A 21431-nucleotide genomic window follows, 5' to 3' on the forward strand; every position below is an offset into this window, starting at 1 on the left:
GGACGTCCCTCCTGCGGGGGGCTCGGTGGTGGATGCGCGGTTCATCGGGCGTCCCCCGCGCGCAGCTCGGTGGTGATCTGCCGGCGGGCCGTCACGGCGGCCTCCGCCAGCACCGCCAGGGCCGCCAGCACGGCCAGCCCGACGGCCTGTTGGACGATCGGCCCGGCGATCAGCCGCAACCCGGCCGACACGCCCGAACCGACCAGCGGCGAGAGGTCCACGGCCGGGCCCAGCAGCAGCAGGCAGCACACCGCCGTCAGCGCCCCGCCCAGGGCCGCCACCAGCGACTGCGGCAGCACCTCCGCCAGGATCAGCGCCAGCCCCTGCCGGGGCCGCAGCCCCATCGTGCGCAGCCGGGCCAGCACCGCCGCCCGCTCCGGACCGGCCCGCAGCAGCGTCAGCAGCACCGACAGCAGCGCGAACAGCGCCGTCGCCCCGACCGACACCCAGAACATCCGGACCGCCGAAGCCTGCAACGGGTCGTTGCCGAGCGCCGCGACCTCCGAGGTCGCGGTCCGCACCACGTGGCCCGGCCGCAGCCCGGCGGCCGGCGGACCGAGCAACCGCTCGGCCAGCGCCCGCAGTTGCGCGTCGTCCGGGTGTCCGAGCGCCATCCACTTGGCCGGGCCGGCGAACCGGGACACGAAGTCGGCCGCCGGACCGGACGGCAGCAGCACCGTCGGGCCGACCGACCCGATCAGCGCCGGCGTGTTGTCGGCGAAGCCCACCACCCGGATGTCGGCCGCGTCACCGCCCTGCAGCCGCAGGTTGAACTCGCCCGCCGGGATGTCGCTGCTCACCAGGGCCGGCAGCCGCCCGCCGCCCGGGGACGCGGCCAGCAGCGCCGGATCGAACCGGCCCCGCCCGGCGGCCCCGGCCAGCCGCGCGTACGGCACCGGGTCGGCCACCACCACGTTCACCCGCACCGAGGCGCCGCCGCCCAGCGACAGCACCACGTCGTCCGCGATCCACACCGGCAGCGAGTCCGTCACCCCCGGCAGCCGCCCCGCCTCCGTGACGAACGCCGCCGGCAGCGCGGTGTTCAGCCCGGCACTGACCGAGGCGTCACCACCGATGGTGTACCTGGCCACCTCGGCCCGGTCGGCGGCCACCGACTCCAGCACCGTCGCCCCGACCGCGCCGCACGCCACCGCCAGCACCAGCGCCAGCAGCGGCAGCACCGAGGGCCGCGACCGCGGGCCCCCGCCGCCCCGGGCCGCCCGGGCCAGACCGAGGAACCCGACCGCACCCGGCCGCCGCCCCGCCCGCCGGGCCAGCAGCCCGATCAGCGCGGGCTGCAACCGGGCCAGCAGCAGCGCACCCGTCAGCGACAGCAGCAGCGGCGCCGCCACCAGCAGCGGATCCACCCCCTCGCCCAGCGGGGCCACCCCGCGCCGCACCACCTGCATCACGGCCGCCGCGGTCGCCGCCAGCACCGCCAGCTCGCCCACCACCCGCCGCCGCCCCGGCCGGGCACCGGCCCGCGGGCCGCGCAGCAGCAGCACGGCCCGCACCGGGAACGCCAGCAGCGCCAGCAGCGTCACCGCCCCGGCCGCCACCGCCGCCGGCAGCCAGCGCGCGGTCGGCAGCAGCACGAACGCCAGCAGCACGCCCAGCCCGGCCGCGGGCAGCACGGTCGCCGCGCCCTCGCCCAGCAGCCGCCGGAACACCCCGCCCGTCCCGGCCCCGCGGGCCCGCAGCAGCAGCAACTCCGACGTCCGCCGCTCGGCGGCCAGCGCCGCCGCCAGGCACAGCACCACGGCCGACACCCCCGCCGCCCCGGCCGGGCCGACCGCGGTCAGCGACTCGATCGCGCTCTGCCGCTGCCGGGCGGTGTCGATCGCCGACCGCAGACCGGAGGAGATCCGCACGTCCGGCCGCTTGCTGCCGGTCACCACCTGCACCGAGACCGGCCCCGAGGTGACCCTGGCCAGGTCGAAGGAGGTCTGCCGAAGCCGGTCCGCCCGCAGGGTGTCCACCCGCACCGGCAGCCGCCAGTAGTCCTCCGCCCCGTCGCCCCAGACGGGCAGCTGCGCCATCCACTCGGAGCCGGTCAGCGCCACCGCGTACCAGTACGCCATCGGCGGGTCCGCCGGACTGCGCGAGGGCGTCATGTTCTGGCAGGTCTTGGTCGCACAGCCCAGGTCCGCCCAGAACGGGTCGGACGGGTCGTCGACGGCGTAGAAACCCACCACCTGCACCTGCTGCCGGACCAGTCGCGCCTTGGGCGACACCACCGAGGGGCCGCTGTCCAGCACCGCGCCCAGCGGCACCTTGACCGTCTCCGCCGCGGCCGCCGACAGCACGACCTGCACCGGGCCCCCGGCGGTCGCGGCCGCGCCGTCCGGCCACTGACCGGCCGTCAGGTGGACGCGCTCGCGCGCCCCGCGCTGGTACGCCAGGGCGAACTCGGGGGCGACGGCCTCCGGACGGTCCAGCCGCGGATCGGGCAGCGAGCGCGCGCCCGTGGCCAGGCGCCCGGACACCGGGCCGCCCGGGTCGAGCGGCAGCACCGGGCCGATCAGACCGGTCAGCCGGTCCGTGGTGTCGTCCAAGCGCTGCGAGGGATCGCCGCCGACCGGAATGCCGGAGGTCACCACCACGCTGTCGGCCACCGGGCCGTAGGAGCGCAGGAACGCGTGCAGCGCGTCGTCCGCGCCCCGGTCCAGGGCCCGGGGCAGTCCGGCCGCCAGGAAGACCAGGGCCAGCGTCAGGGCTGCGGTCAGCAGGGCCGCCAGCGGCGCGGTGCGCAGCCGGGTGCGGACCCAGGGGGCCGGGGCGCTCATTTCTCCTCCACGAAGCGGAGCCGGGCGGCCGGACCGCGACGACGGGGACAGGGACGGGGGCGGGGGCGGAAACAGGAGAGGGGGAGGGGACGGGGACGGGGAGGGAGCCCGGGGACGGGGGCGGGGCCGCCGACCGGGGCGGCCGGGCCTGCGGCGGCCGGGTGCACGGTGGCCTGCGGCGCGGCTCGACGGCCGGTGCCGGGCAGCGGTGCGGTGCCGGGCAGCGGTGCGGTGCCGGGTCGGCGGGCCGGGGCGGCGGGCGGCGCGGGCCGGTGGGCCCGGTGCGGTCGGCGGGCCGGGGTGCTCACTTCTCCTCCACGAAGCGGAGCCGGGCGGCCAGGTTGCGGCGGCGGCCGCCGAACAGGAAGGCGGACAGCAGCGGCAGGGCGGCGGCGCCCAGGGCCAGGGCCAGCACCTGGCCGGGCGGCAGGCCGACCAGGACGTCGGGCACCGGGGGGCGGGCGGCCGGGGTGAGCACCACCAGCGGCACCACCAGGTGGACCAGGAGCGTGCCGAGCAGCAGCCCCACCCCGGTGCCGATCCCGACCAGCACCAGCCGCTCCACGGCGGCACTGCGGTTCAGCAGCCGCCGGGGCGTGCCGAGCGCCAGCAGCACCGCGCTCTCGCCGGCCCGTTCGCTCGCCGAGGCGGCCGAGGCGGCGGTGAAGCCGATCGCGGCCAGCACCGCGGCGGCCAGGGCCAGCGCGGCCAGCGCGCTCTGCGGGGCGGCGCTCAGCGGGTCGCCGAGCCGGGCCGCGGCGTCCTCCTCGCGGAGCGTCACCTGCTGGGCCGTCGGCCCCGCGCGCAGCGCCGCCGCGGCCTCGGCCGGGGTGCGGTCGCCGGGGCCGGCGGCGGGCAGCCACCACTCGGTGACCGTCGGGGCGTCGAAGCCCCGGTCGCCCAGCCAGCGGCCGGTGCCGGCCAGGTCGAGCAGCAACGCGGTGGAGCCGTACACCGGCAGCACCCCGACCGCCCCGGTGATCCGGACCGGCACCGAGGTGTTGCTCAGCTGCACCTTGATCAGGTCGCCGACCCGGGCGCCGACCGCGGTCAGGTAGTCGCGGGTGGCCAGGCCCTTGACCTCCAGGCCCGACGGGGCGGTGCCGGGCGGCAGCAGCAGCGCCCGGGCGCTGCTGGTGTCCCCCTCGCCGGGGCTGTAGACGACGGTCAGCAGCCGGTCCGGTCCGGACCCGTCGGCCACCTGCACCGGGGCGCCGGCGGAAGCCTGCACGCTCCAGGCACCCGCGGGCACCTGGACCGGCACGGCCGCTCCGGCCGCGCTGTCGGCGACCGCGATCCGGCGCACCGTCAGCTCGCTGTGGTCCTCGTTCCACCCCGAGGGGTACGTCAGCCCCAGGCCGGCCAGGGTCAGCGGCTGGGCGATCGAGCCGAGCGGGGCGGCGGTCAGCGCGCCCAGGTCCACCGAGGCGGTCAGCTCGCCCCGCAGGGGCAGCTGCGGCACCAGGACCCGGTGCAGCGCCCCGAAGCCGTCGCGCAACTGCAGCCACAGGTCGGGCGGTTGGGGCGTGTAGCGGCTTTCGTCGACGCCGCCGGCGACCTGGATGCGCAGGGACAGGTCGATCCGGGCCGGGCGGCCCGGCAGCGGGACCCCGACGGGCAGCGGTTCGGCCAGCGGGGCGAACAGCTCCCCGGCCGGACGGTGGTCGAACAGGTCGGCCCGCACGTGCAGTTCGGCGCCGGCCCGGGCGGTGTCGGTCAGCAGTATCCGGCCCTGCCGGTCGCCCGGCAGCGACTGGTCGACCCGGGCCACCGGCAGCAGCCGGTCGCCGCCGGGCAGCGCCGCGTACCGGCCGCCCTGGCCGATCGGGGGCAGCGCCGAAGCCTGGATCCGCAGGCCGCCCGCGGCGGCGAAGTCGGCCTGGTCGCGCTGCGAGTCGCGCCACGCGGTGTGCTGGCCGATCGCCAGCACGCCGGTGGCCACCGCCAGCGCCAGCAGCAGCACCGGGCCGTTCGCCCGGCCCGGCCGCCGGGCCAGCTGCCAGCCGCCCAGCGCCGCGCCCAGCCCGCGCCCCCGGGCCGCCACCCGGGCGCCGAGCCGGGCCGCGAACGGCAGCACCCGCAGCACCAGCAGCGTCCCCGCGCACAGCGCCAGGGTCGGCGCCGCGACCAGCACCGGGTCGATGCCCAGTCTGCCGCCGGAGTCCACCGAGAGGCCGCCGGTGCGGGCCGACAGCTGCTGGTAGGCGATCACGGCCAGGGCCAGCAGGGTCAGGTCCGCGCCGGAGCGCACCACCGTGCCGACCACCGCCTGACGGCGGGTCACCAGCCGCTCGCCGTCGCGCCGCAGCACCGCGGGCAGCGCCGAGACCAGCACGCAGGCCAGCGCGCACAGCGCCGCCGCGGGCCAGCGCACCGCGGTGTCGGTGTGTGCCAGCGGCAGTCCGGCCAGCGGGCCGTAGCCGGTCAGCAGTCGCAGCAGCGGGCCGGCCAGCAGCGGTGCCAGCAGGGCGGCGGGCAGCGCCAGCAGCAGCGCCTCCAGCGCCGTCCAGGCGGCCAGTCGGCGCCGGGTCGCGCCCCGGGCGGTGAGCAGCGCGTCCTCGCGCAGCTGCCGTTCCGCGACCAGGTGCACCACCAGCAGCAGGGCGGCTCCGGCCAGCACCGACAGCTGCAGCGCGCCGATCAGCAGGCTGGACTCGGTGACCAGCGTCGCCGAGCGCAACTCGGCCAGCAGCGCGGGGAGTTCGGTCTGCGACTGGAAGCCCGGACCGGCCTGCTTGAGCAGTTCGGGCAGGTGGGTGGCGAGTTCCCCGACGCGTTCGACCCGGGCCCGGTCGGCGGTGGTGAAGTCGGCGGTCAGCAGCGCGCCCCGGCTGCCCTGCGGCAGCAGGCCGGAGGTGAAGACGCCGTCGTCCACCAGCATCGGCCCGTACGTGGTGAAGCCCCGGACCTGGATCTCCCGGCCGCCCAGCGGGTCCAGCCGCCAGTACGGGGCGTCCCGGTCGGTGGCCTGGTAGACGCCGGTGACCCGGACGGTGAGCGGCAGGCCGCCGTACCGGTCGGCGAGCACCACCTGGGCGGGCAGCGCGTCCGCGCTCAGGCCGAGCCGGGGCAGGGCGCTGCCCGGCACCGCGACCTGCACGGTGCCGGCGGTGCCCGGGCCGGCGGGGGCGGCCTCGGCGGTCGGCCACTGACCGGCCGTCAGGCGGACCTCGCCGTGGTCCAGCGCGGCCAGCACGGTCAGGTCGGCCTCACGGGCCTTCGCGGCGGCCGGGCCGGGCAGCCCGTAGGCCCGGCTGCGGGCCAGCGTCCGGGTGGCGACCGGCAGTCCGTCGAACAGCCGGGCGCCCAGCGCGGCCGTGCCGGTGTCGTCGGCGGACCGGGTGTCCAGCGCGTGGTCCGCGTTCAGCAGCACCGTCACCCGGCCGCCGCCGTGCAGGTCGCGGCGCAGGCCCGCCTCGGCGACGGTGCGGTCGAAGGCCACCAGCGTGGTCAGCACCGTGGTGGCGGTCAGCACCGTGAACAGCACGGCGGCTGCCAGCGACAGCCGCCCGCGCAGCCGGCGCAGCACAAAGCCCAGCATCTTCCCGTCCCCCCGTTCCGGCCCGGTGCACCGGATAGCGGACGACTTTGTCAGAGTCGAACGGAAATCGGAAGTGTCCGGTACGAAACATCTGCGGTGCACGCACCGTCAGGAGCGTTCCGGGCGGGACCGGGCGGGATCGGGAGGGTGCGGGCGGGCCCGGGCGGGTGCAGGCGGGCCCGGGAGGGTGCGGGCGGGCTCAGGCCGAGCCGCGGACCACCAGTTCGGTCGGCAGGATCACCGTCGGGGCCTCCTCGCCGGCGATCCGGGCGAGCAGCAGGCGGACCATCTCGGCGGAGATCCGGTCCCAGGGCTGGCGGATGGTGGTCAGCGGGGGACGGGTGCCCAGGGCGACCGGGGAGTCGTCGAAACCGCCCACCGCGACGTCCTCGGGCACCCGGCGGCCGGCGTGCCCGAGAGCGGACAGCGCGCCGTCCGCCATCAGGTCGGAGGCCACGAACACTGCGTCCAACTCCGGCTCACGCAGCAGGAGTTCGCGCATCGCGGCCTCCCCGCCGGCCCGGCTGTAGTCGCCGGCCGCGATCAGCCGCTCGTCGACCGGCAGGCCGTACTCGGCGAGCACCTCGCGGTAGCCGGACAGCCGCTCCACGCCGCCCGGGGTGTCCTGCGGACCCGCGATGGTGGCGACCTTGGTGCGGCCGGACTCCAGCAGGTGGCGCACCAGGTCCTTGGCGCCCTCCCGGTCGTCCGCCGCCACGTACGGGACCCGGCCGCGCTGGCCCAGCGGGCGGCCGCAGCACACCATCGGGATGTCCGCCTCGCGCAGGTGCTCGATCATCGGGTTGCCCCGGTGCGAGGAGACCAGCAGCACCCCGTCCACGTGGCCCGCCGCCAGGTAGCGGGTGACCCGGCGGCGCTCCGCGTCGTCGCCCGCCGTCATCAGCAGCAGCGGGATGTCGTGCTCGGCCAGCGCCGCCGTGCAACCGCGCAGCAGGGTGGTGAAGTTGGGGTCCTCGAAGAACCGCTCCTGCGGCTCGGTCAGCAGGAACGCCACCGAGCCGGAGCGCTGGGTCACCAGGCTGCGGGCCGCCCGGTTCACCACGTACCCGAGCTCGGCGATCGCCGCCTCCACCGCCTGCTGCGAGGCCGGGCTGACGTTGTGCCCGCCCTGGAGAACCCGGGACACCGTGCCCCGCGAGACGCCCGCCACCGCGGCGACGTCGTGGATGGTCGGCGGGCGCTTCGGCCGTCCGGCCGCCCGGCCGCGGGGCGCTGGTTCCGTCATCGGGATGCAGGTCCTTGCAGATCGAGGTGTCGGGGTCACTGTAGTGGCGGCCCGTCAGGACTTCACGGCGCCGGACAGCAGGTCGACCCGCCAGTACCGCTGCATGCCCAGGAACAGGGCGATCAGCGGCAGGATCGACAGCAGCGCGCCGGTGATCACCAGGGTGTACAGGGCCGGCTCGTTCGCGCCCTGCTGGAGCAGCGAGTACAGGCCCACCGTGACCGGGAACTTGTGGTCGTCGCCGAGCATGATGTACGGCAGCAGGAAGTTGTTCCAGATCGCCACGAACTGGAACAGGAACACCGTCACCAGCCCCGGCACCATCATCGGCAGCGCCACGCTCCGGAACAGCCGCCACTCCCGCGCCCCGTCCACCCGGGCCGCCTCCACCACCTCGTCCGGGATCGCCGCCTCCGCGTAGATCCGGGACAGGTAGATGCCGTACGGGGACAGGATGCTGGGCAGCAGCACCGACCAGTAGCTGTCCGCCAGGCCCGCCTTCGACATCAGCAGGTACTGCGGCACCGCCAGCGTGATCGGCGGCATCAGCACGCCCGCCAGCAGCACGTTGAAGACCGTCGAGCGGCCCCGGAAGCGGTACTTGGCCAGCGCGTAGCCCGTCAGGCCGGACACCGCCGCCGACAGCAGCGCGCCCGCGCCCGCGTACAGCGCCGAGTTGGCCATCCACTGCCAGTACACGCCGCCCCGGTACGAGGACAGCTCGGTCAGGTTGTCCCAGAAGCCGGTGCCCGGCGCGTAGGTGAAGGTGGTGAACAGCTCCTGGCGGCTCTTGGTCGCCGCCGTCACCACCCACACCACCGGCACCAGGCAGTACACCGCGCCCAGCAGCAGGAGCAGGGTCGGCGTCCAGGCGGTGCGGCGCGGTGCGGACGCCTTCGGGGGCAGCGCGGGGGCGGTCCGGCGGGGGGCCGCAGCGGTGGTGGTACTCATCTCAACTGCCTCCGTTGGCACGCTTGTTGACCAGCTTCAGGAACCCGAAGGAGAGCAGCAGGGTGGCCGCCGCGATCACCACGGAGGTGGCCGCCGCCGAGTAGATGTTGCCCTGCACGAACGCGTCCCGGTACACCTTCATCAGCGGCGACCAGGTCGAACTCATCGAGTTCGTCAGCGGCTTGAGCGTCATCGGCTCGGCGAACACCTGGAGCGTGGCGATCATCGAGAAGAAGAAGGTCAGCACCAGCGACGGCGCCACCATCGGGATCTTGATCCGCAGTGCGACCTGCAGCTCCGAGCAGCCGTCCAGCCGGGCCGCCTCGTACAGCTCGGCCGGCAGCGCCCGCAGCGAGGTGTAGATCACGATCATGTTGAAGCCGGTGCCGCCCCACACCGCGATGTTCGCCATCGCCAGGTACAGCCCGCCGCCGTGCAGCAGGTCCGGGCCGCTCATCCCGGCCCGGGTCAGCAGGTAGTAGCCCGGACTGACCTGCGGCAGGTACAGGAACCCCCACAGGGTCGACGCCACGATGCCCGGCACCGCGTACGGCAGGAAGATCACCAGCCGGGAGAACGCCCCGAACCGCACCCGCGGCACGTCCAGCAGCAGCGCGAAGAACAGCGCCGCGCCCAGCATCGTCGGCACCAGCAGCGCCCCGTACAGCAGCACCCGGCCGGAGCCCGCCAGCAGCTCCGAGTCGGCCAGCGCGGAGGTGTAGTTGGACAGCCCCGCCCACACCTCGGTGCGGGCGTGCGACCCCAGGCCGAGGCCCTTCACCCGGGTGGCGCGCAGGCTCAGGTACACCGCGAAGCCGATCGGCAGCGCGAAGAACAGCGTGAACAGCAGGGTCGCCGGGCCGAGGAACCCGTACGGCGCGAGCGAACCGCGGCGCCGGAGGGCGCGGCGGGGCGGGGGAGGGGAGGCCATGGCGGCTCCTAAGGGACCGGAGGGGCGGGGGAGGGTGTCCCGGTCCGCCGCCGGGCGGGGCGGCGGACCGGGGGTTCGAGCGGGGGCGGGCGGAGGGGCCCGGTGCTGAGAGGTCAGCCGACCTTGAAGCCGTTCTTCTTCAGGTCCTCGACGGTGGACTGCTGCATCGTCGACAGCGCCGCGCCGAAGTCGCCCTTGTCCTGCGCCGCCTTGCCGAAGGCGTCCTTGAACGCCGAGTACGCCACGTTCACGTTCGGGCCCCAGGCGGCCGGGGCGGTGCCCTTGGCGATCTCCGCGGCCTTGGCGTAGAAGTCCGGCTGGTTCGGGAAGAACTCCGGAGCGGCCGACAGCAGGCTGCCGGTCTGGGCCGAGGTCGCCGCCGGGTAGATGTTGACCTGCTGCACCAGCGCGGCCAGCGCCTGCGGGTCGGTGTTCAGCCAGGTGGCGAACTTCGCGGCCGCGTCGGCATGCCCGGACTTCACGGCGCCGGTGGTCACGCCGGTGGCCGAGCCGCCCCAGCTGCCCGTCACCGAGGCGCCCGACTCCCACTGCGGCAGCGGGGCCACCGCCCACTTGCCCTTGGTGTCCGGCGCCGAGCTGGTCAGCACGCCCGGCGCCCAGACCGCCGAGACCCAGCCGATCTGGGTGCCATCGTTGAGCGCCTTGCTCCAGGCCGGGGTGTACATCGGCTGGTTGTCGACCGAGCCGTCCTTGACCAGGCCGGACCAGAAGTCGGCGACCTTCTTGGTGGCGGCGTCGTCGATCGCCACCTTCCAGCTCTCGCCCGCGGCGGTCCACCACTTCGCGCCGGCCTGCTGGGCCAGGCCCGCGAACAGGCCCGGGTCGTTGGCGGAGAAAGTGGTCAGCGCCTTGTCCGGGGCCTTCTGCTTCAGCGCGCGGGCGGTGGCGGCGAACTCGTCCCAGGTGGTGGGGACCTTCAGGCCGTACTGCTCGAACAGGTCCTGCCGGTAGTAGAAGGCCAGCGGCGCGGTGTCCTCGGGGATCGCGTACACCGCGTCCGAGCCGAGCGTGACCTGCTTCCACACGCCGTCCGCGAACTGCGGCTTCGCGCCGCCCGCCTGCTTGGCGATGTCGGCCAGCACGTCGTTGGAGACCAGCGTCGGCAGCGCCTGGTACTCGGCCTGGATCAGGTCCGGGGCGTTGCCGGCCTTCGCGGCGGTGATGGTCTTGGTGACCAGGTCGTCGCCGCCGGCCTGCTTGAGCACGCTGACCTGGATGTCCGGGTGCGCCTGGTTCCAGACCTCGGCGACCTTGTCCATGTTCGGCGCCCAGGACCAGAAGGTCAGCTTCACCGGACCGGAGGCCGCCCCGGCGGAGCCGTCGGCACCACCGGAACCGCCGTCGGACGAGCACGCGGACAGCACGAGCGTGCCGCACAGGGCGGCGGCCGCGGCGAGGGCGAGGCGACGGTGCATGGATCCTCCCGGGGATCACGGAATGTCGAGTGAGGGGCCGGGCGTCGGCCGCCGGGCGAGGGGGTGCGCGGCGGCCCGCCCGGGGGAGCGGTGCCTGCGACGAAGCGGCCGGTGAGAGGCCCGGTCCGCTGCTGTGCACGTTCACAGTACGGAAACCCGGGAGACACTTGTCAATCCCTGAGGTCGTACGGTTATCTGGGCGAGACAAAGCGACACCCGGGACCGATTAGGGTGTGCACGTTCACAGTTCTTCGCGATGGAGCCCCCCATGGATCACCCGCGGTACCCCCGCCCGCTCGGACTCGACCCGCTCGCCTACGGCGGCGACTACAACCCCGAGCAGTGGCCCGAGGAGGTCTGGGCCGAGGACGTCCGGCTGATGCGCGAAGCCGGGGTCACCATGGTGAGCGTCGGGATCTTCTCCTGGGCCCTGCTCGAACCCGAGCGCGGCCAGTACGAGTTCGGCTGGCTCGACCGCCTGCTCGACCTGCTGCACGCCCACGGCATCCGGGCCGACCTGGCCACCCCCACCGTCGTCCCGCCCGCCTGGTTCTACCGCGACCACCCCGACGCGCTCCCCGTCACCCGCGAGGGCACCCGCTACGCGTTCGGCTCCCGCGGTGCGATCTGCCACAGCTCGCCCGCCTACCAGCACGCCGCCGCCACCATCACCGAACAGCTCGCCCGCCGCTACGGCACCCACCCCGCCGTCGCCCTGTGGCACGTCCACAACGAGTACGGCGTCCCGGTCAGCGACTGCTACTGCGACGAGTCGGCCGCCCACTTCCGGCGCTGGCTGGGCGAGCGCTACGGCACCCTCAAGGAGCTCAACTCCGCCTGGGGCACCGCGTTCTGGGGCCAGCGCTACACCCGCTGGGACGACATCCAGCCGCCCCGGCTCACCCCCACCGCGGGCAACCCCGCCCAGCAGCTCGACTACGCCCGGTTCACCAACGACGCGGTCCTCGCCAACTTCAAGCGCGAGCGCGACCTGCTGCACCGCCTCGCCCCCGGCATCCCGGTCACCACCAACTTCATGACCGCGCTCAGCCAGTGCCAGTCCATGGACTACTGGGCCTGGGGCCGCGAGGTCGACCTGGTCGCCAACGACCACTACCTGGTCGCCGAGGACCCGCGCAGCCAGATCAACCTCGCCATGGCCGCCGACCTCACCCGCTCGGTCGCCGGCGGCCGCCCCTGGCTGCTGCTCGAACACTCCACCGGCGCCGTCAACTGGCAGCCCCGCAACCTCGTCAAGCGCCCCGGCGAACTCGCCCGCAACAGCCTCGCGCACGTCGCCCGCGGCTCCGAGGGCGCGATGTTCTTCCAGTGGCGGGCCTCCCGCTCCGGCGCCGAGAAGTTCCACTCCGCGATGCTCCCGCACGCCGGCACCAGCAGCCGGATCTGGCGCGAAGTCGTCGCGCTCGGACAGGAGTTGGGCAAGCTCGCGGAGATCCGCGACAGCCTGGTGCAGGCCGACGCCGCGATGCTCTGGGACTGGGAGTCCTGGTGGGCGCAGCGCCTCGAGTGGCGCCCCAGCGTCGACCTCGACGCCCGCGAACGCGCCGAAGCCTGGTACACCGCGAGCTGGGACGCCCACCTCACCGTCGACTTCGCCCACCCCGAAGCCGAGTTGAGCCGCTACCCGCTGGTCGTCGCCCCCGCCCTCTACCTCACCACCGAGGCCGCCGCCCGCAACCTGCGCCAGTACGTCGAGAACGGCGGCACCCTGGTCGTCTCCTGCTTCTCCGGCATCGTCGACGAGCACGACACCGTCCACCCCGGCCCGCACCCCGGCGCGCTGCGCGAGGTCCTCGGCCTCACCGTCGAGGAGTTCGCCCCGCTGCGGGCCGGCGCCGCCGTCCGGCTGGAGGGCGACGGGCAGCCGCCGCTGCGGGCCGAGGCGTGGACCGAGTTCGTGCGGCCCGAAGGCGCCGAGACGCTCTGGCACTACGCCGACGGCCCCACCACCGGAGGACCCGCCGTCACCCGGCACGCCCTCGGCTCGGGCCGGGCCTGGTACGTCTCCGCCCGCCTCGACGGCGACGGACTGGCCCGGGTGCTGCGCGCCGCCGCCGCCGAGGCCGGCCTGCCCGAACGCCGGCTCCCGCACGACCTCGAGGTGGTCGAACGGGTCGGCGAGCACGGCCGGTACCTCTTCGCCGTCAACCACGGCGCCGCCGCCGCGGACCTCCCACTGGCCGGGCCCGGCACCGAACTCCTCACCGGGGCGGACGTCCGGGACGTGCTCGCGGTGCCCGCGGGGGAGACCCGGGTCGTCCGGTACTGACGCGCGGGGCCCGGATCTGTAACGGGCGGGCCTTCGGGCAGGTCTTCGGACGGGCCTTCAGGTGGGTCTTCGGACGGGTCTTCGGACGGGTCTTCGGACGGGTCTTCGGACGGGCCTTCAGGCGGGCCCGAGACGGGCACCAGGTCGGGCCGAGTCCGGGCCGAGGTCGGCTCAAGGCCGGCGGGGCGGGCCGGGTGCGGGCCGGATGCGTCGGGAAACCGGGTACGGCGGCGCAAGGTGACAGGTACAGTCCGAAACGATCATCCGGCCGGGCCGTCCGAACAGGGCGGTCCGGCCGGTGCACCGAGGACCACCCCCTGCACCGGAGAGGCCACCTGATGGACACTCAGCGCTGCCCGTACCGACTCGACCCGGTCGGCACCGACCTGCACGGCGAGACCGCCGCCCTGCGCGCCACCGGCCCGGCCGCGCCCATCGAACTCCCCGGCGGCGTCCCCGCCTGGTCCGTCACCGACCCCGCCCTGATCAAGCGCCTGCTCACCGACCCCCGGGTCTCCAAGGACGCCCACCAGCACTGGACCGCCGACCTGGCCGGCGAGATACCCGCCGACTGGCAGCTGCGGATGTGGACCGACGTCCGCAACGCCCTCACCGCCTACGGCGACGAGCACGGCCGGCTGCGCCGCCTGATCGGCCCCGCCTTCACCGCCCGCCGGATCCGCGCCCTCGCCCCCCGGATCGAACGGATCGCCGCCGACCTGCTCGACCGCCTCGCCGCCCACCCGCCCGGCCGCACCGTCGACCTGCGCGCCGAATTCACCTGGGTGCTCCCGCTGATGGTGGTCAACACCCTGCTCGGCGTGCCCGACGAGATGCACGACGCGTTCCGCTCCACGGTCGGCCGGCTCTTCGAGACCGGCACCGGCCCCGAGGAGTCCGTCCGCAACGGCGAGGCCGTCTACGTCCAACTCGCCCTGCTGGTCGAGGCCAAGCGCAAGAACCCCGGCGAGGACGTCACCAGCGCCCTGATCCAGGCCCGCGACGAGGAGACCGGCACCACCCTCGGGGAACGCGAACTCCTCGACAGCCTGCTGCTGCTCATCGGCGCCGGCCACGAGACCACCGTCAACCTGCTCGGCAGCGCCGTCGTCCAGCTCCTCACCCACCCCGACCAGCTCGACCGGGTCCGGGCCGACCCGGAGCGCTGGACCGACGCCGTCGAGGAGACCCTGCGCCACCAGCCGCCGGTCGCCAACATCCTCCCGCGCTTCGCCGTCGAGGACATCCACGACGAGGCCACCGGCCTCACCTTCGCCCGCGGCGACCTGCTGGTCGTCAACTTCCTCGCCACCGGCCGCGACACCGACCTGCACGGCGCCGACGCCGCCGAGTACGACCACACCCGGGCCACCCGCCGCGACCACCTCTCCTTCGGCCACGGCATCCACTACTGCCTGGGCGCCGAACTCGCCCGCCTGGAATCCCGGATCGCCCTCGCCGCCCTCTTCGACCGCTTCCCCGACCTCGCCCTCGCCGTCCCCGCCGACGAACTGCGCCCGGTCGAGTCCTTCATCTCCAACGGCCCGCGCGAACTCCCGGTCCTGCTCCACGGCCGCCCCTGACCGGCCCTCCCCGGACCGACCCCGAGCCCCGGACCGGCCCCGAGCCCCGGACCGGCCCCGAGCCCCGGACCGGCCCCCGGTCAGCCTCCGTCCAGCCGGTCGGCCAGCGCCCGGCGCAGGCCGCCGCGCAGGCGGGCGGAGGCGCCGGGGAGGCGGCCGAGGGGCAGCAGTTCCGCCGGCCGCAGCTCCGGGCGCCCCGCCAGGGCCAGTACGGCGGCGTACGGGCGGGCGGCGGCGGTGAGGCGGGCGGCGGCGGCGTCCAGGACGACCAGCAGGGCGGGACGGTCCGCCGCCGGATGCCCGGCCAGCAGGAGCAGCAGGGCGTTGTCGTTCCACGGGCCGTGCTCGGCCGGGACGTCGCGGCAGCGGGTGGCGAGGGCGAACAGCGCGTCGGCCCGCGTGCACGGATTGGCCGCCACCGCCTGCCGGACGAACGGGTACTCCGATCCGGCCAGTTCGCGCAGGACCGCGGGGTCCCGCGAGGTCCCGGCCAGGTCGAAGTAGTAGTAGGGGGTGCGCACGGAGCCTCCCGTCCCGGTGTCCGGTGCCCGAAGCCCGGTGCCCGGAGCCCGGAGCCCGGAGCCGCCATCCTCCCGGACGGCCCGGGCCGGGGCGAGCGGATTGCGCGGCCGCCCGAAAACCGCTTGCCCCGACCCCCGGGCCCGCCCATGATCCGTCCATGGACCACGTGATACGAGCCGTGACCGGCGAGGACTGGCGACAGGCCAAGGAACTGCGGCTGGCGGCCCTGCGGGACCCGGTCGCGAGGATCGCCTTCCTGGACACGTACGACAACGCCGCCGCCAGACCGGACGAGCACTGGCAGGAGCGGGCGGCCGGTTCCCGGGGCGAGACGGTCGCGCAGCAGTTCGTCGCCGAGCGGGCGGACGGCGGCTGGGACGGATCGGTGACGGTGCTGATCGAGCGGGCCGGCCACGCGGACGCCCTCGGCGCCCCGACCGACGTCGACCAGGCCCACCTGGTGGGCGTGTTCGTCCGCCCCGAGCAGCGCGGCACCGGCCTGGCCCGGGCCCTGTTCGACGCGGCGATCGCGTTCGCCCACGAGCTCGACGAGCCGAAGGTCTCCCGCGTCCGCCTCTACGTGCACCAGGACAACCACCGGGCCGAGGCCTTCTACCGGAAGATCGGCTTCACCCGCAGCGGCCGCACCGTCCCCGTCCCGGGCGACGGTTCCTCCGTCGAGCGCGAACTCGTCCTCGGCTGAGGGGCGGCCGGTGGCGGCCGGTGGCGGCCGACCGACCCCCGGCGGACCGCGTCCGCACCCGCGTGGTGCCGCGCGGAATCCGATGGTGCTGCGCGGTTCCGGCGTGGAAAATCGCGGGATGCGTGAAGCGAGCCCGTCCGACGGGGTTCACCCGCGGGGTTCGCCCGCAGCGGGCCCGGGCACGGCGAGGACGGCGCCCGCTTCGGCCGGTACCGCCCGGACCTGGGCGCCGCCGCCCTGCCTCCGGTGGACCTCTGGTGCGAGGTGTCCGCCGGGGCCGGGTCAGTCCTTGCGGCCCGTCGCGGCGACGGTGACGCCCAGTCCGATCATGGCGATCCCGCCGGCCCCGCCGACCAGGGAGAGCCGCTGGGGCGAGCGCGCGAACCAGTCCCGGGCGGTGGCCGCGACCAGGCCCCAGGCCATGTCGGACACCACGGCGATGAGGTTGAAGACCAGGCCCAGCAGCAGCATCTGCGCCGGGACGCGGCCCTGGCCGCGGTCGACGAACTGCGGCAGCACCGCGGCGAAGAACACGATGGTCTTGGGGTTGGTCACGCCGACGGTGAACCCCTCCCAGAACGTCCGCAGGCCGCTCCGGGCAGCCCCCGCCGCGCTGAACGCCGCCCGCAGCGACCCGCGCTCGCGCCACGCCCGGACGCCGAGGAACACCAGGTAGGCGGCCCCCGCCAGCTTGAGCAGCGTGAAGAGCAGGACCGAGCGCTCCACCACCGCGCCCACCCCGAACGCCACGGCCACGACCAGGGCGTACGCGCCCGTCGTGTTGCCCGCGACCGTGGTCAGCGCGGCGCGCCGTCCCTGGGCCAGCGCCCGCCCGATCACGAACAGCACGCTCGGGCCGGGGATCACGATCAGCAGGGACGACATGGCAGCGAAGGCGAGCAGACGGTCGGCGGACACCATGGGCTCATGCAAGCACGGGGGAGCCGCGCCCTTCCAACCCTTATTCCCCGGATCCCCCGCACCCCCGGCCGAGGCTTTGCCAAAGCTTTACTGACGGCCCGTCAACTCCCGCTCCTCGCAACGCCTTCGCTCCCGTCCGGCATCCGGGACGACTGGCCGGGGCGGGGGTCCGCGCAGTAATTTAGTTCACATCAGCTAACTATCATCACGGCTTCCCAAGGGGCGGGCAGGAGATGGCGGACGTGGACACGAAGAAACGGTGGATCGGCGCGGAACACCCGCGCTACAAGTGGGTGGCGCTGTCCAACACCACCCTCGGCATGCTGATCGCCACGATCAACTCCTCGATCGTGCTGATCTCGCTGCCCGCGATCTTCAACGGCATCCACCTCAACCCGCTGGAGCCCGGCAACGTCAGCTACCTGCTGTGGATGCTGATGGGCTACATGCTGGTCACGGCGGTGCTGGTGGTGACGCTCGGACGGCTCGGCGACATCTGGGGCCGGGTCCGGATCTACAACGCGGGCTTCCTGATCTTCACGATCACCTCGGTGATCCTCTCGCTCGACCCGATGGGCGGCGGCGGGGGCGCGCTCTGGCTGATCGGCTGGCGGGTGGTGCAGGCCGTCGGCGGCGCGATGCTGATGGCGAACTCCGCGGCCATCATCACCGACGCCTTCCCGGCCCGGCAGCGCGGCATGGCGCTCGGCGTCAACATGGTCGCCGCGATCGCCGGCTCGTTCATCGGCCTGGTCCTCGGCGGCGTCCTCGCCGAGTGGAACTGGCGCTCGATCTTCTGGGTGAACGTCCCGATCGGCATCATCGGCACCCTCTGGGCCTACCGCTCGCTGCACGAGACCGGCATCCGCCGCCCCGGGCGGATCGACTGGTGGGGCAACATCAGCTTCGCCGTCGGCCTCACCGCGCTGCTCGCCGCGATCACCTACGGCATCCAGCCGTACGGCGGCCACACCATGGGCTGGACCAACCCCTGGGTGCTCACCGGCCTGATCGGCGGCGCGGCCGTGCTGGTCGCGTTCTGCGTGATCGAGACGAAGGTCGCCGAACCGATGTTCCCGCTGCGCCTGTTCCGCGACCCGGTGTTCGCGGGCGGAAACCTGGCGACGCTGCTCGGCTCGATCGCCCGCGGCGGCCTGCAGTTCATGCTGATCGTCTGGCTGCAGGGCATCTGGCTGCCGCTGCACGGCTACGAGTACGAGCAGACCCCGCTCTGGGCGGGCATCTACCTGGTGCCGCTCACCGTCGGCTTCCTCGCCGCCGGACCGATCGCCGGCCACCTCTCGGACCGCTTCGGCGCCCGCCTGTTCGCGGCCGGCGGCCTGGTCGTGATGGCCGCCTCGTTCGCCGGGCTGCTGGTGCTGCCCACCGACTTCGGCTACGTGTGGTTTGCTCTGCTGGTGTTCCTCAACGGCCTCGGCGGCGGACTGTTCGCCGCACCCAACACCGCGCTGGTGATGTCCAGCGTGCCGGCCGCCGACCGCGGCGCCGCGTCCGGCATGCGGGCGACCTTCCAGAACGCCGGCATGGTGCTCTCCATCGGCGTGTTCTTCTCGCTGATGGTGGCCGGCCTGGCCGGCTCGCTCCCGCAGACCCTCACCGACGGCCTCACCGGCCAGGGCGTCTCCCCGGCCGACGCCCACGCGGTGGCCCAACTGCCGCCCGTCGGCACGCTGTTCGCGGCCTTCCTCGGCTACAACCCGATCCACGAACTGCTCGGCCCGCAGGTGCTCTCCGGCCTGCCCGCCGCCAACGCGCAGACCCTCACCGGACGGGAGTTCTTCCCGCACCTGATCTCCGGCCCGTTCCACGACGGCCTGATGGTGGTCTTCTCGCTCGCCATCGCCATGTCCCTGGTCGCCGCCCTGGCCTCGCTGCTGCGCGGCCCCAAGGCCGCCCCGGCCGACCCTGGCGGCGAGGGCGGCGCGGCCGCCGCGCCGGACGGGGACTCCGCGGTGTCCCGGGGAGCGGCGTGAGATGAACGAGACGGCGCGGCAGGGGAGTTCGGCGGTGGGCCGGGACGACGAGGGCCGAGGCGGCGTCGGTCAGGGCGATGCCGGCGAGAGCGGGCTCGATCCGGCGGAGGTGGCGCGGCTGCGGCTGGTGATCGCCCGCCTCAACCGGCACCTCATGCAGGCCTCCGACCGGCAGGAGTTCACCTTCGCCCAGCAGTCCGCGCTGGCCCGGATCGAAGAGCACGGCCCGGTCCGGCTCGGCGAACTCGCCGCGATGGAACGGGTCGCGGCCCCGTCGCTGACCCGCACCGTCGCCTCGCTGGTCGAAGCCCGGCTGGTCAACCGCGTACCCGACCCCAGCGACGGCCGCTCCGCCCTGGTCGAACTCGCCCCGGAGGGCGTCGAGTTGCTCGCCCACATCCGCCGCCGCCGCTCCGAGCTGCTGGCCCGCCGCACCGCCGCACTCACCGAGCCGGAACGCCGGACCCTGATGGCGGCCCTGCCGGTACTGGAACGGCTGGTCTCCTTCGACCTCTGAGCGTCCGAACGGCCGCCGGCCGCACGCCGGTTCGTCGGGCACCGCCGCCCGGGACTCCACCGCGAGCCCCGGGCGGCGGCGTCCGGTCAGGTGTCAGGTCGGGCTTCCGGCCAGGCGCTCGGGCGTTCAGACGCTCAGGCGTCCGGTCGGACGGTGGCCGACGAGGACCGGCGGCGGAGCACCAGCCACGTCCACAGCAGCAGGGCGGCCAGCCCGGCGCCGGCGAGGGCCGCGCCGCGCTGCCAGGCGCCGTCGCCGCCCGGCGGGTAGACCGCGCCCTGGTAGCCCACCGCGGGCGACTGCTCGCCGAGCCGGGCGGCCGGCAGGTGGCCCATCACGTTCGCCCGGGCCAGCGCGGGCCGGGCCGGGTCGTCCGGGGTGAACGTCCCCTCCACCACGCACCGGCCGCAGTCCACCGCCTCCCGGGTCACCGTGAACACCCCCCGGTCCCCGGCCCCGTGCGCCACCGCCCACCCCGGCATCGCGTAACCGACCCCCGCCAGCAGCACCACCAGCCCGATCACCAGCACCGCCCACCGGATCGCCGCCGCCCGCAGCCGATCCCGCCGCCCTCCGTCCACGCCCCGCCACCTCCTGGTCCGCCACCGGGAAGGGATCATCCTGCCACGGGCCGGGTGGACAGCGGGCCGACGGGCCGACGGGCCGGGGCACAGGATCCCGAACCCGTGGAACCGGCGGCCGGATCCGCGCATCTGACTGCCGCGGCCCCGAACCGGGCCGGCCAGACCCCGCTCACCCGGGCCCGTTCGCCCGTTCCGAGGAGACACGTTGAAGCGACCTGCCGCCGCCGTACTCGTCCTGCCCCTGCTGCTCCTGGCCGCCTGCGGGCAGCAGGCCGCGGACGCGGGTCCCGGTGCATCGGTCGAGGTGGCCGAGGCCGTTAAGGCTTGCGGTCAGCAGGTGAGCGGTCAGGAGGATCCGAACCGGCTGGCCGTGTCCGCGGTGCCGCTGGGGGAGGAGTCGGTCGGGGTGACCTTCCGGGGGTACGGCGCGGAGGGTTCCTTCCACGCCTACCTGATCGACGGGCACAGCACGGTCATCGGGACCTCCGGCGGGGCGCTGCGGGAGGGGAGGGCGACGATCACCACGCTGTGCACCGGCGTGACCTGGCAACAGGTCCTCGACCACCGGGACTTCGAGGACAAGGTGGCGGTCGTGCTGTCACGCCCCGGCCGACCCGATCTGCTCGCGGCGGAGCCGCTGTTCGTCAAGGCGCTCTGACGGCGGCGCGTGAGCGGGGTTCGAGTGCGGGCGGGGTCAGAGGACGGTCAGGACGGTGGCGAAGTTCAGGGTGGTCGCGCCGGCGGGGCTGTCGCAGGCGAGCAGGTCCAGGTTGGGGGCGGTGAAGGTCTCGACCACCGCGCCGCCGAGGAACTCGCCCGAGGTGACGGTGCCGGTCTCGGTGATCACGGTGGTGGCCAGGCCGCGGGCCACCGTCGCGGTGAACGGGAAGCTGCTGCTGGTGCCGTTGTTCCAGTGGACGGTCTCCACGCCGGCCTCGGTGAGCAGTTGGTCGCAGCTCAGCTCCAGCAGCGCGGTGACGTTCCGTTCCCCGGCGCTCGCGGTCGAGCCGACGGCCAGGCAGCTGCCGGTGGGGCTGTGCGGGCCGGTCACGTTCAGGTTGCCGTCGACCGTCACGGTGGTCGGCCGCACGGTGTGGGTCAGCCCGGGGCTGTACGTGGTGTACGTCCAGCCGGTGCAGTTGATGGTGGCGAGCGAGGCCGGGGCGGCCTGCGCGGCCGGTGAGGCGCTGCCGAGCAGGAGGGCCGACAGTGCGGCCAGGGCGGCGAGAGTGGTGGCACGTCCGGTACGGGGCACGGCAGCCCTCCAGGGGGTGACGGCGGTGGCGGGACGGGGTGCGCGGGCCCGGGCGGCCCCGTCCCGGCCGGACAGCGGGGCGGGACGGGGCGGCGGGGCAGCGTGCACCAGGGTCGCGGGGGCGGATTCCGTTCGGCAAGCGGAAGTTCCGCCACGGTGCGGGCGGGGCGG

General features: G+C 74.9%; 16 protein-coding genes. 6 read left to right on the plus strand and 10 right to left on the minus strand.

What is annotated here, in order from left to right:
• Positions 1 to 41 precede the first annotated feature (41 nt).
• The 6 genes from EDD39_RS24910 to EDD39_RS24935 form a co-directional block, all read right to left on the minus strand.
• Complete coding sequence (locus EDD39_RS24910; protein WP_123559488.1) at positions 42 to 2786, minus strand: hypothetical protein; 2745 nt, start codon at positions 2784 to 2786, stop codon at positions 42 to 44.
• Between the two features lie 304 nt (positions 2787 to 3090).
• Positions 3091 to 6327 (minus strand): FtsX-like permease family protein, encoded by a 3237-nt coding sequence (locus EDD39_RS24915; RefSeq protein ID WP_148089515.1) that lies wholly within the window; start codon positions 6325 to 6327, stop codon positions 3091 to 3093.
• A gap of 199 nt (positions 6328 to 6526) precedes the next feature.
• Positions 6527 to 7573 (minus strand): LacI family DNA-binding transcriptional regulator, encoded by a 1047-nt coding sequence (locus EDD39_RS24920; RefSeq protein WP_123559492.1) that lies wholly within the window; start codon positions 7571 to 7573, stop codon positions 6527 to 6529.
• Between the two features lie 54 nt (positions 7574 to 7627).
• Entirely contained in the window at positions 7628 to 8524 is an 897-nt protein-coding gene (locus EDD39_RS24925; protein ID WP_123559494.1) for a carbohydrate ABC transporter permease, read from the minus strand.
• A gap of 1 nt (position 8525) precedes the next feature.
• Positions 8526 to 9455: a carbohydrate ABC transporter permease gene (locus tag EDD39_RS24930; protein ID WP_123559496.1), complete on the minus strand. Its 930-nt coding sequence runs from the start codon at positions 9453 to 9455 to the stop codon at positions 8526 to 8528.
• A gap of 113 nt (positions 9456 to 9568) precedes the next feature.
• On the minus strand, positions 9569 to 10891 hold the full coding sequence (locus tag EDD39_RS24935; RefSeq protein ID WP_123559498.1) for an extracellular solute-binding protein: 1323 nt from the start codon (positions 10889 to 10891) through the stop codon (positions 9569 to 9571).
• A gap of 268 nt (positions 10892 to 11159) precedes the next feature.
• Between EDD39_RS24935 and EDD39_RS24940 the strand changes: the two genes are divergently transcribed.
• On the plus strand, positions 11160 to 13181 hold the full coding sequence (locus EDD39_RS24940) for a beta-galactosidase (RefSeq protein WP_123559500.1): 2022 nt from the start codon (positions 11160 to 11162) through the stop codon (positions 13179 to 13181).
• A 338-nt stretch (positions 13182 to 13519) separates the two neighbouring features.
• Positions 13520 to 14764, plus strand: coding sequence for a cytochrome P450 family protein (locus tag EDD39_RS24945; RefSeq protein ID WP_162870123.1), 1245 nt, complete (start codon positions 13520 to 13522; stop codon positions 14762 to 14764).
• An 80-nt stretch (positions 14765 to 14844) separates the two neighbouring features.
• Here the strand turns inward: EDD39_RS24945 and EDD39_RS40370 are convergent, their stop codons facing one another.
• Positions 14845 to 15285, minus strand: a complete 441-nt coding sequence (locus EDD39_RS40370; protein WP_123559502.1) for a hypothetical protein — start codon at positions 15283 to 15285, stop codon at positions 14845 to 14847.
• 158 nt (positions 15286 to 15443) lie between these two features.
• Between EDD39_RS40370 and EDD39_RS24955 the strand changes: the two genes are divergently transcribed.
• Entirely contained in the window at positions 15444 to 15989 is a 546-nt protein-coding gene (locus tag EDD39_RS24955; protein ID WP_123559504.1) for a GNAT family N-acetyltransferase, read from the plus strand.
• Positions 15990 to 16271: 282 nt separating this feature from the next.
• Here the strand turns inward: EDD39_RS24955 and EDD39_RS24960 are convergent, their stop codons facing one another.
• Entirely contained in the window at positions 16272 to 16910 is a 639-nt protein-coding gene (locus tag EDD39_RS24960) for a LysE family translocator (RefSeq protein WP_123559506.1), read from the minus strand.
• Between the two features lie 233 nt (positions 16911 to 17143).
• On the opposite strand from EDD39_RS24960, the gene EDD39_RS24965 reads away from it, so the two are divergent.
• Together EDD39_RS24965 and EDD39_RS24970 are read left to right on the plus strand one after the other, a co-directional pair.
• Complete coding sequence (locus EDD39_RS24965; protein WP_123559508.1) at positions 17144 to 18904, plus strand: MFS transporter; 1761 nt, start codon at positions 17144 to 17146, stop codon at positions 18902 to 18904.
• A gap of 1 nt (position 18905) precedes the next feature.
• The gene (locus tag EDD39_RS24970) at positions 18906 to 19421 is read left to right on the plus strand and encodes a MarR family winged helix-turn-helix transcriptional regulator (protein ID WP_123559510.1); all 516 of its coding nucleotides are present in this window, start codon (positions 18906 to 18908) and stop codon (positions 19419 to 19421) included.
• A 134-nt stretch (positions 19422 to 19555) separates the two neighbouring features.
• Here the strand turns inward: EDD39_RS24970 and EDD39_RS24975 are convergent, their stop codons facing one another.
• Positions 19556 to 20002 (minus strand): hypothetical protein, encoded by a 447-nt coding sequence (locus tag EDD39_RS24975; RefSeq protein ID WP_123559512.1) that lies wholly within the window; start codon positions 20000 to 20002, stop codon positions 19556 to 19558.
• Positions 20003 to 20210: 208 nt separating this feature from the next.
• On the opposite strand from EDD39_RS24975, the gene EDD39_RS24980 reads away from it, so the two are divergent.
• The gene (locus tag EDD39_RS24980) at positions 20211 to 20663 is read left to right on the plus strand and encodes a hypothetical protein (RefSeq protein ID WP_123559514.1); all 453 of its coding nucleotides are present in this window, start codon (positions 20211 to 20213) and stop codon (positions 20661 to 20663) included.
• A 36-nt stretch (positions 20664 to 20699) separates the two neighbouring features.
• Here the strand turns inward: EDD39_RS24980 and EDD39_RS24985 are convergent, their stop codons facing one another.
• The gene (locus tag EDD39_RS24985) at positions 20700 to 21260 is read right to left on the minus strand and encodes a hypothetical protein (protein ID WP_123559516.1); all 561 of its coding nucleotides are present in this window, start codon (positions 21258 to 21260) and stop codon (positions 20700 to 20702) included.
• Between the last annotated feature and the right edge of the window lie 171 nt (positions 21261 to 21431).

Source organism: Kitasatospora cineracea, from assembly GCF_003751605.1.
Taxonomy (GTDB): Bacteria; Actinomycetota; Actinomycetes; order Streptomycetales; family Streptomycetaceae; genus Kitasatospora; species Kitasatospora cineracea.

Coding starts and splice junctions, on each gene's coding strand:
- EDD39_RS24960 (WP_123559506.1), bottom strand. CDS start 16,910: ATGGTGTCCGCCGACCGTCTGCTCGCCTTCGCTGCCATGTCGTCCCTG.
- EDD39_RS24965 (WP_123559508.1), top strand. CDS start 17,144: ATGGCGGACGTGGACACGAAGAAACGGTGGATCGGCGCGGAACACCCG.
- EDD39_RS24930 (WP_123559496.1), bottom strand. CDS start 9,455: ATGGCCTCCCCTCCCCCGCCCCGCCGCGCCCTCCGGCGCCGCGGTTCG.
- EDD39_RS24920 (WP_123559492.1), bottom strand. CDS start 7,573: ATGACGGAACCAGCGCCCCGCGGCCGGGCGGCCGGACGGCCGAAGCGC.
- EDD39_RS24940 (WP_123559500.1), top strand. CDS start 11,160: ATGGATCACCCGCGGTACCCCCGCCCGCTCGGACTCGACCCGCTCGCC.
- EDD39_RS24935 (WP_123559498.1), bottom strand. CDS start 10,891: ATGCACCGTCGCCTCGCCCTCGCCGCGGCCGCCGCCCTGTGCGGCACG.
- EDD39_RS24970 (WP_123559510.1), top strand. CDS start 18,906: ATGAACGAGACGGCGCGGCAGGGGAGTTCGGCGGTGGGCCGGGACGAC.
- EDD39_RS24910 (WP_123559488.1), bottom strand. CDS start 2,786: ATGAGCGCCCCGGCCCCCTGGGTCCGCACCCGGCTGCGCACCGCGCCG.
- EDD39_RS24955 (WP_123559504.1), top strand. CDS start 15,444: ATGGACCACGTGATACGAGCCGTGACCGGCGAGGACTGGCGACAGGCC.
- EDD39_RS24915 (WP_148089515.1), bottom strand. CDS start 6,327: ATGCTGGGCTTTGTGCTGCGCCGGCTGCGCGGGCGGCTGTCGCTGGCA.
- EDD39_RS24945 (WP_162870123.1), top strand. CDS start 13,520: ATGGACACTCAGCGCTGCCCGTACCGACTCGACCCGGTCGGCACCGAC.
- EDD39_RS24925 (WP_123559494.1), bottom strand. CDS start 8,524: ATGAGTACCACCACCGCTGCGGCCCCCCGCCGGACCGCCCCCGCGCTG.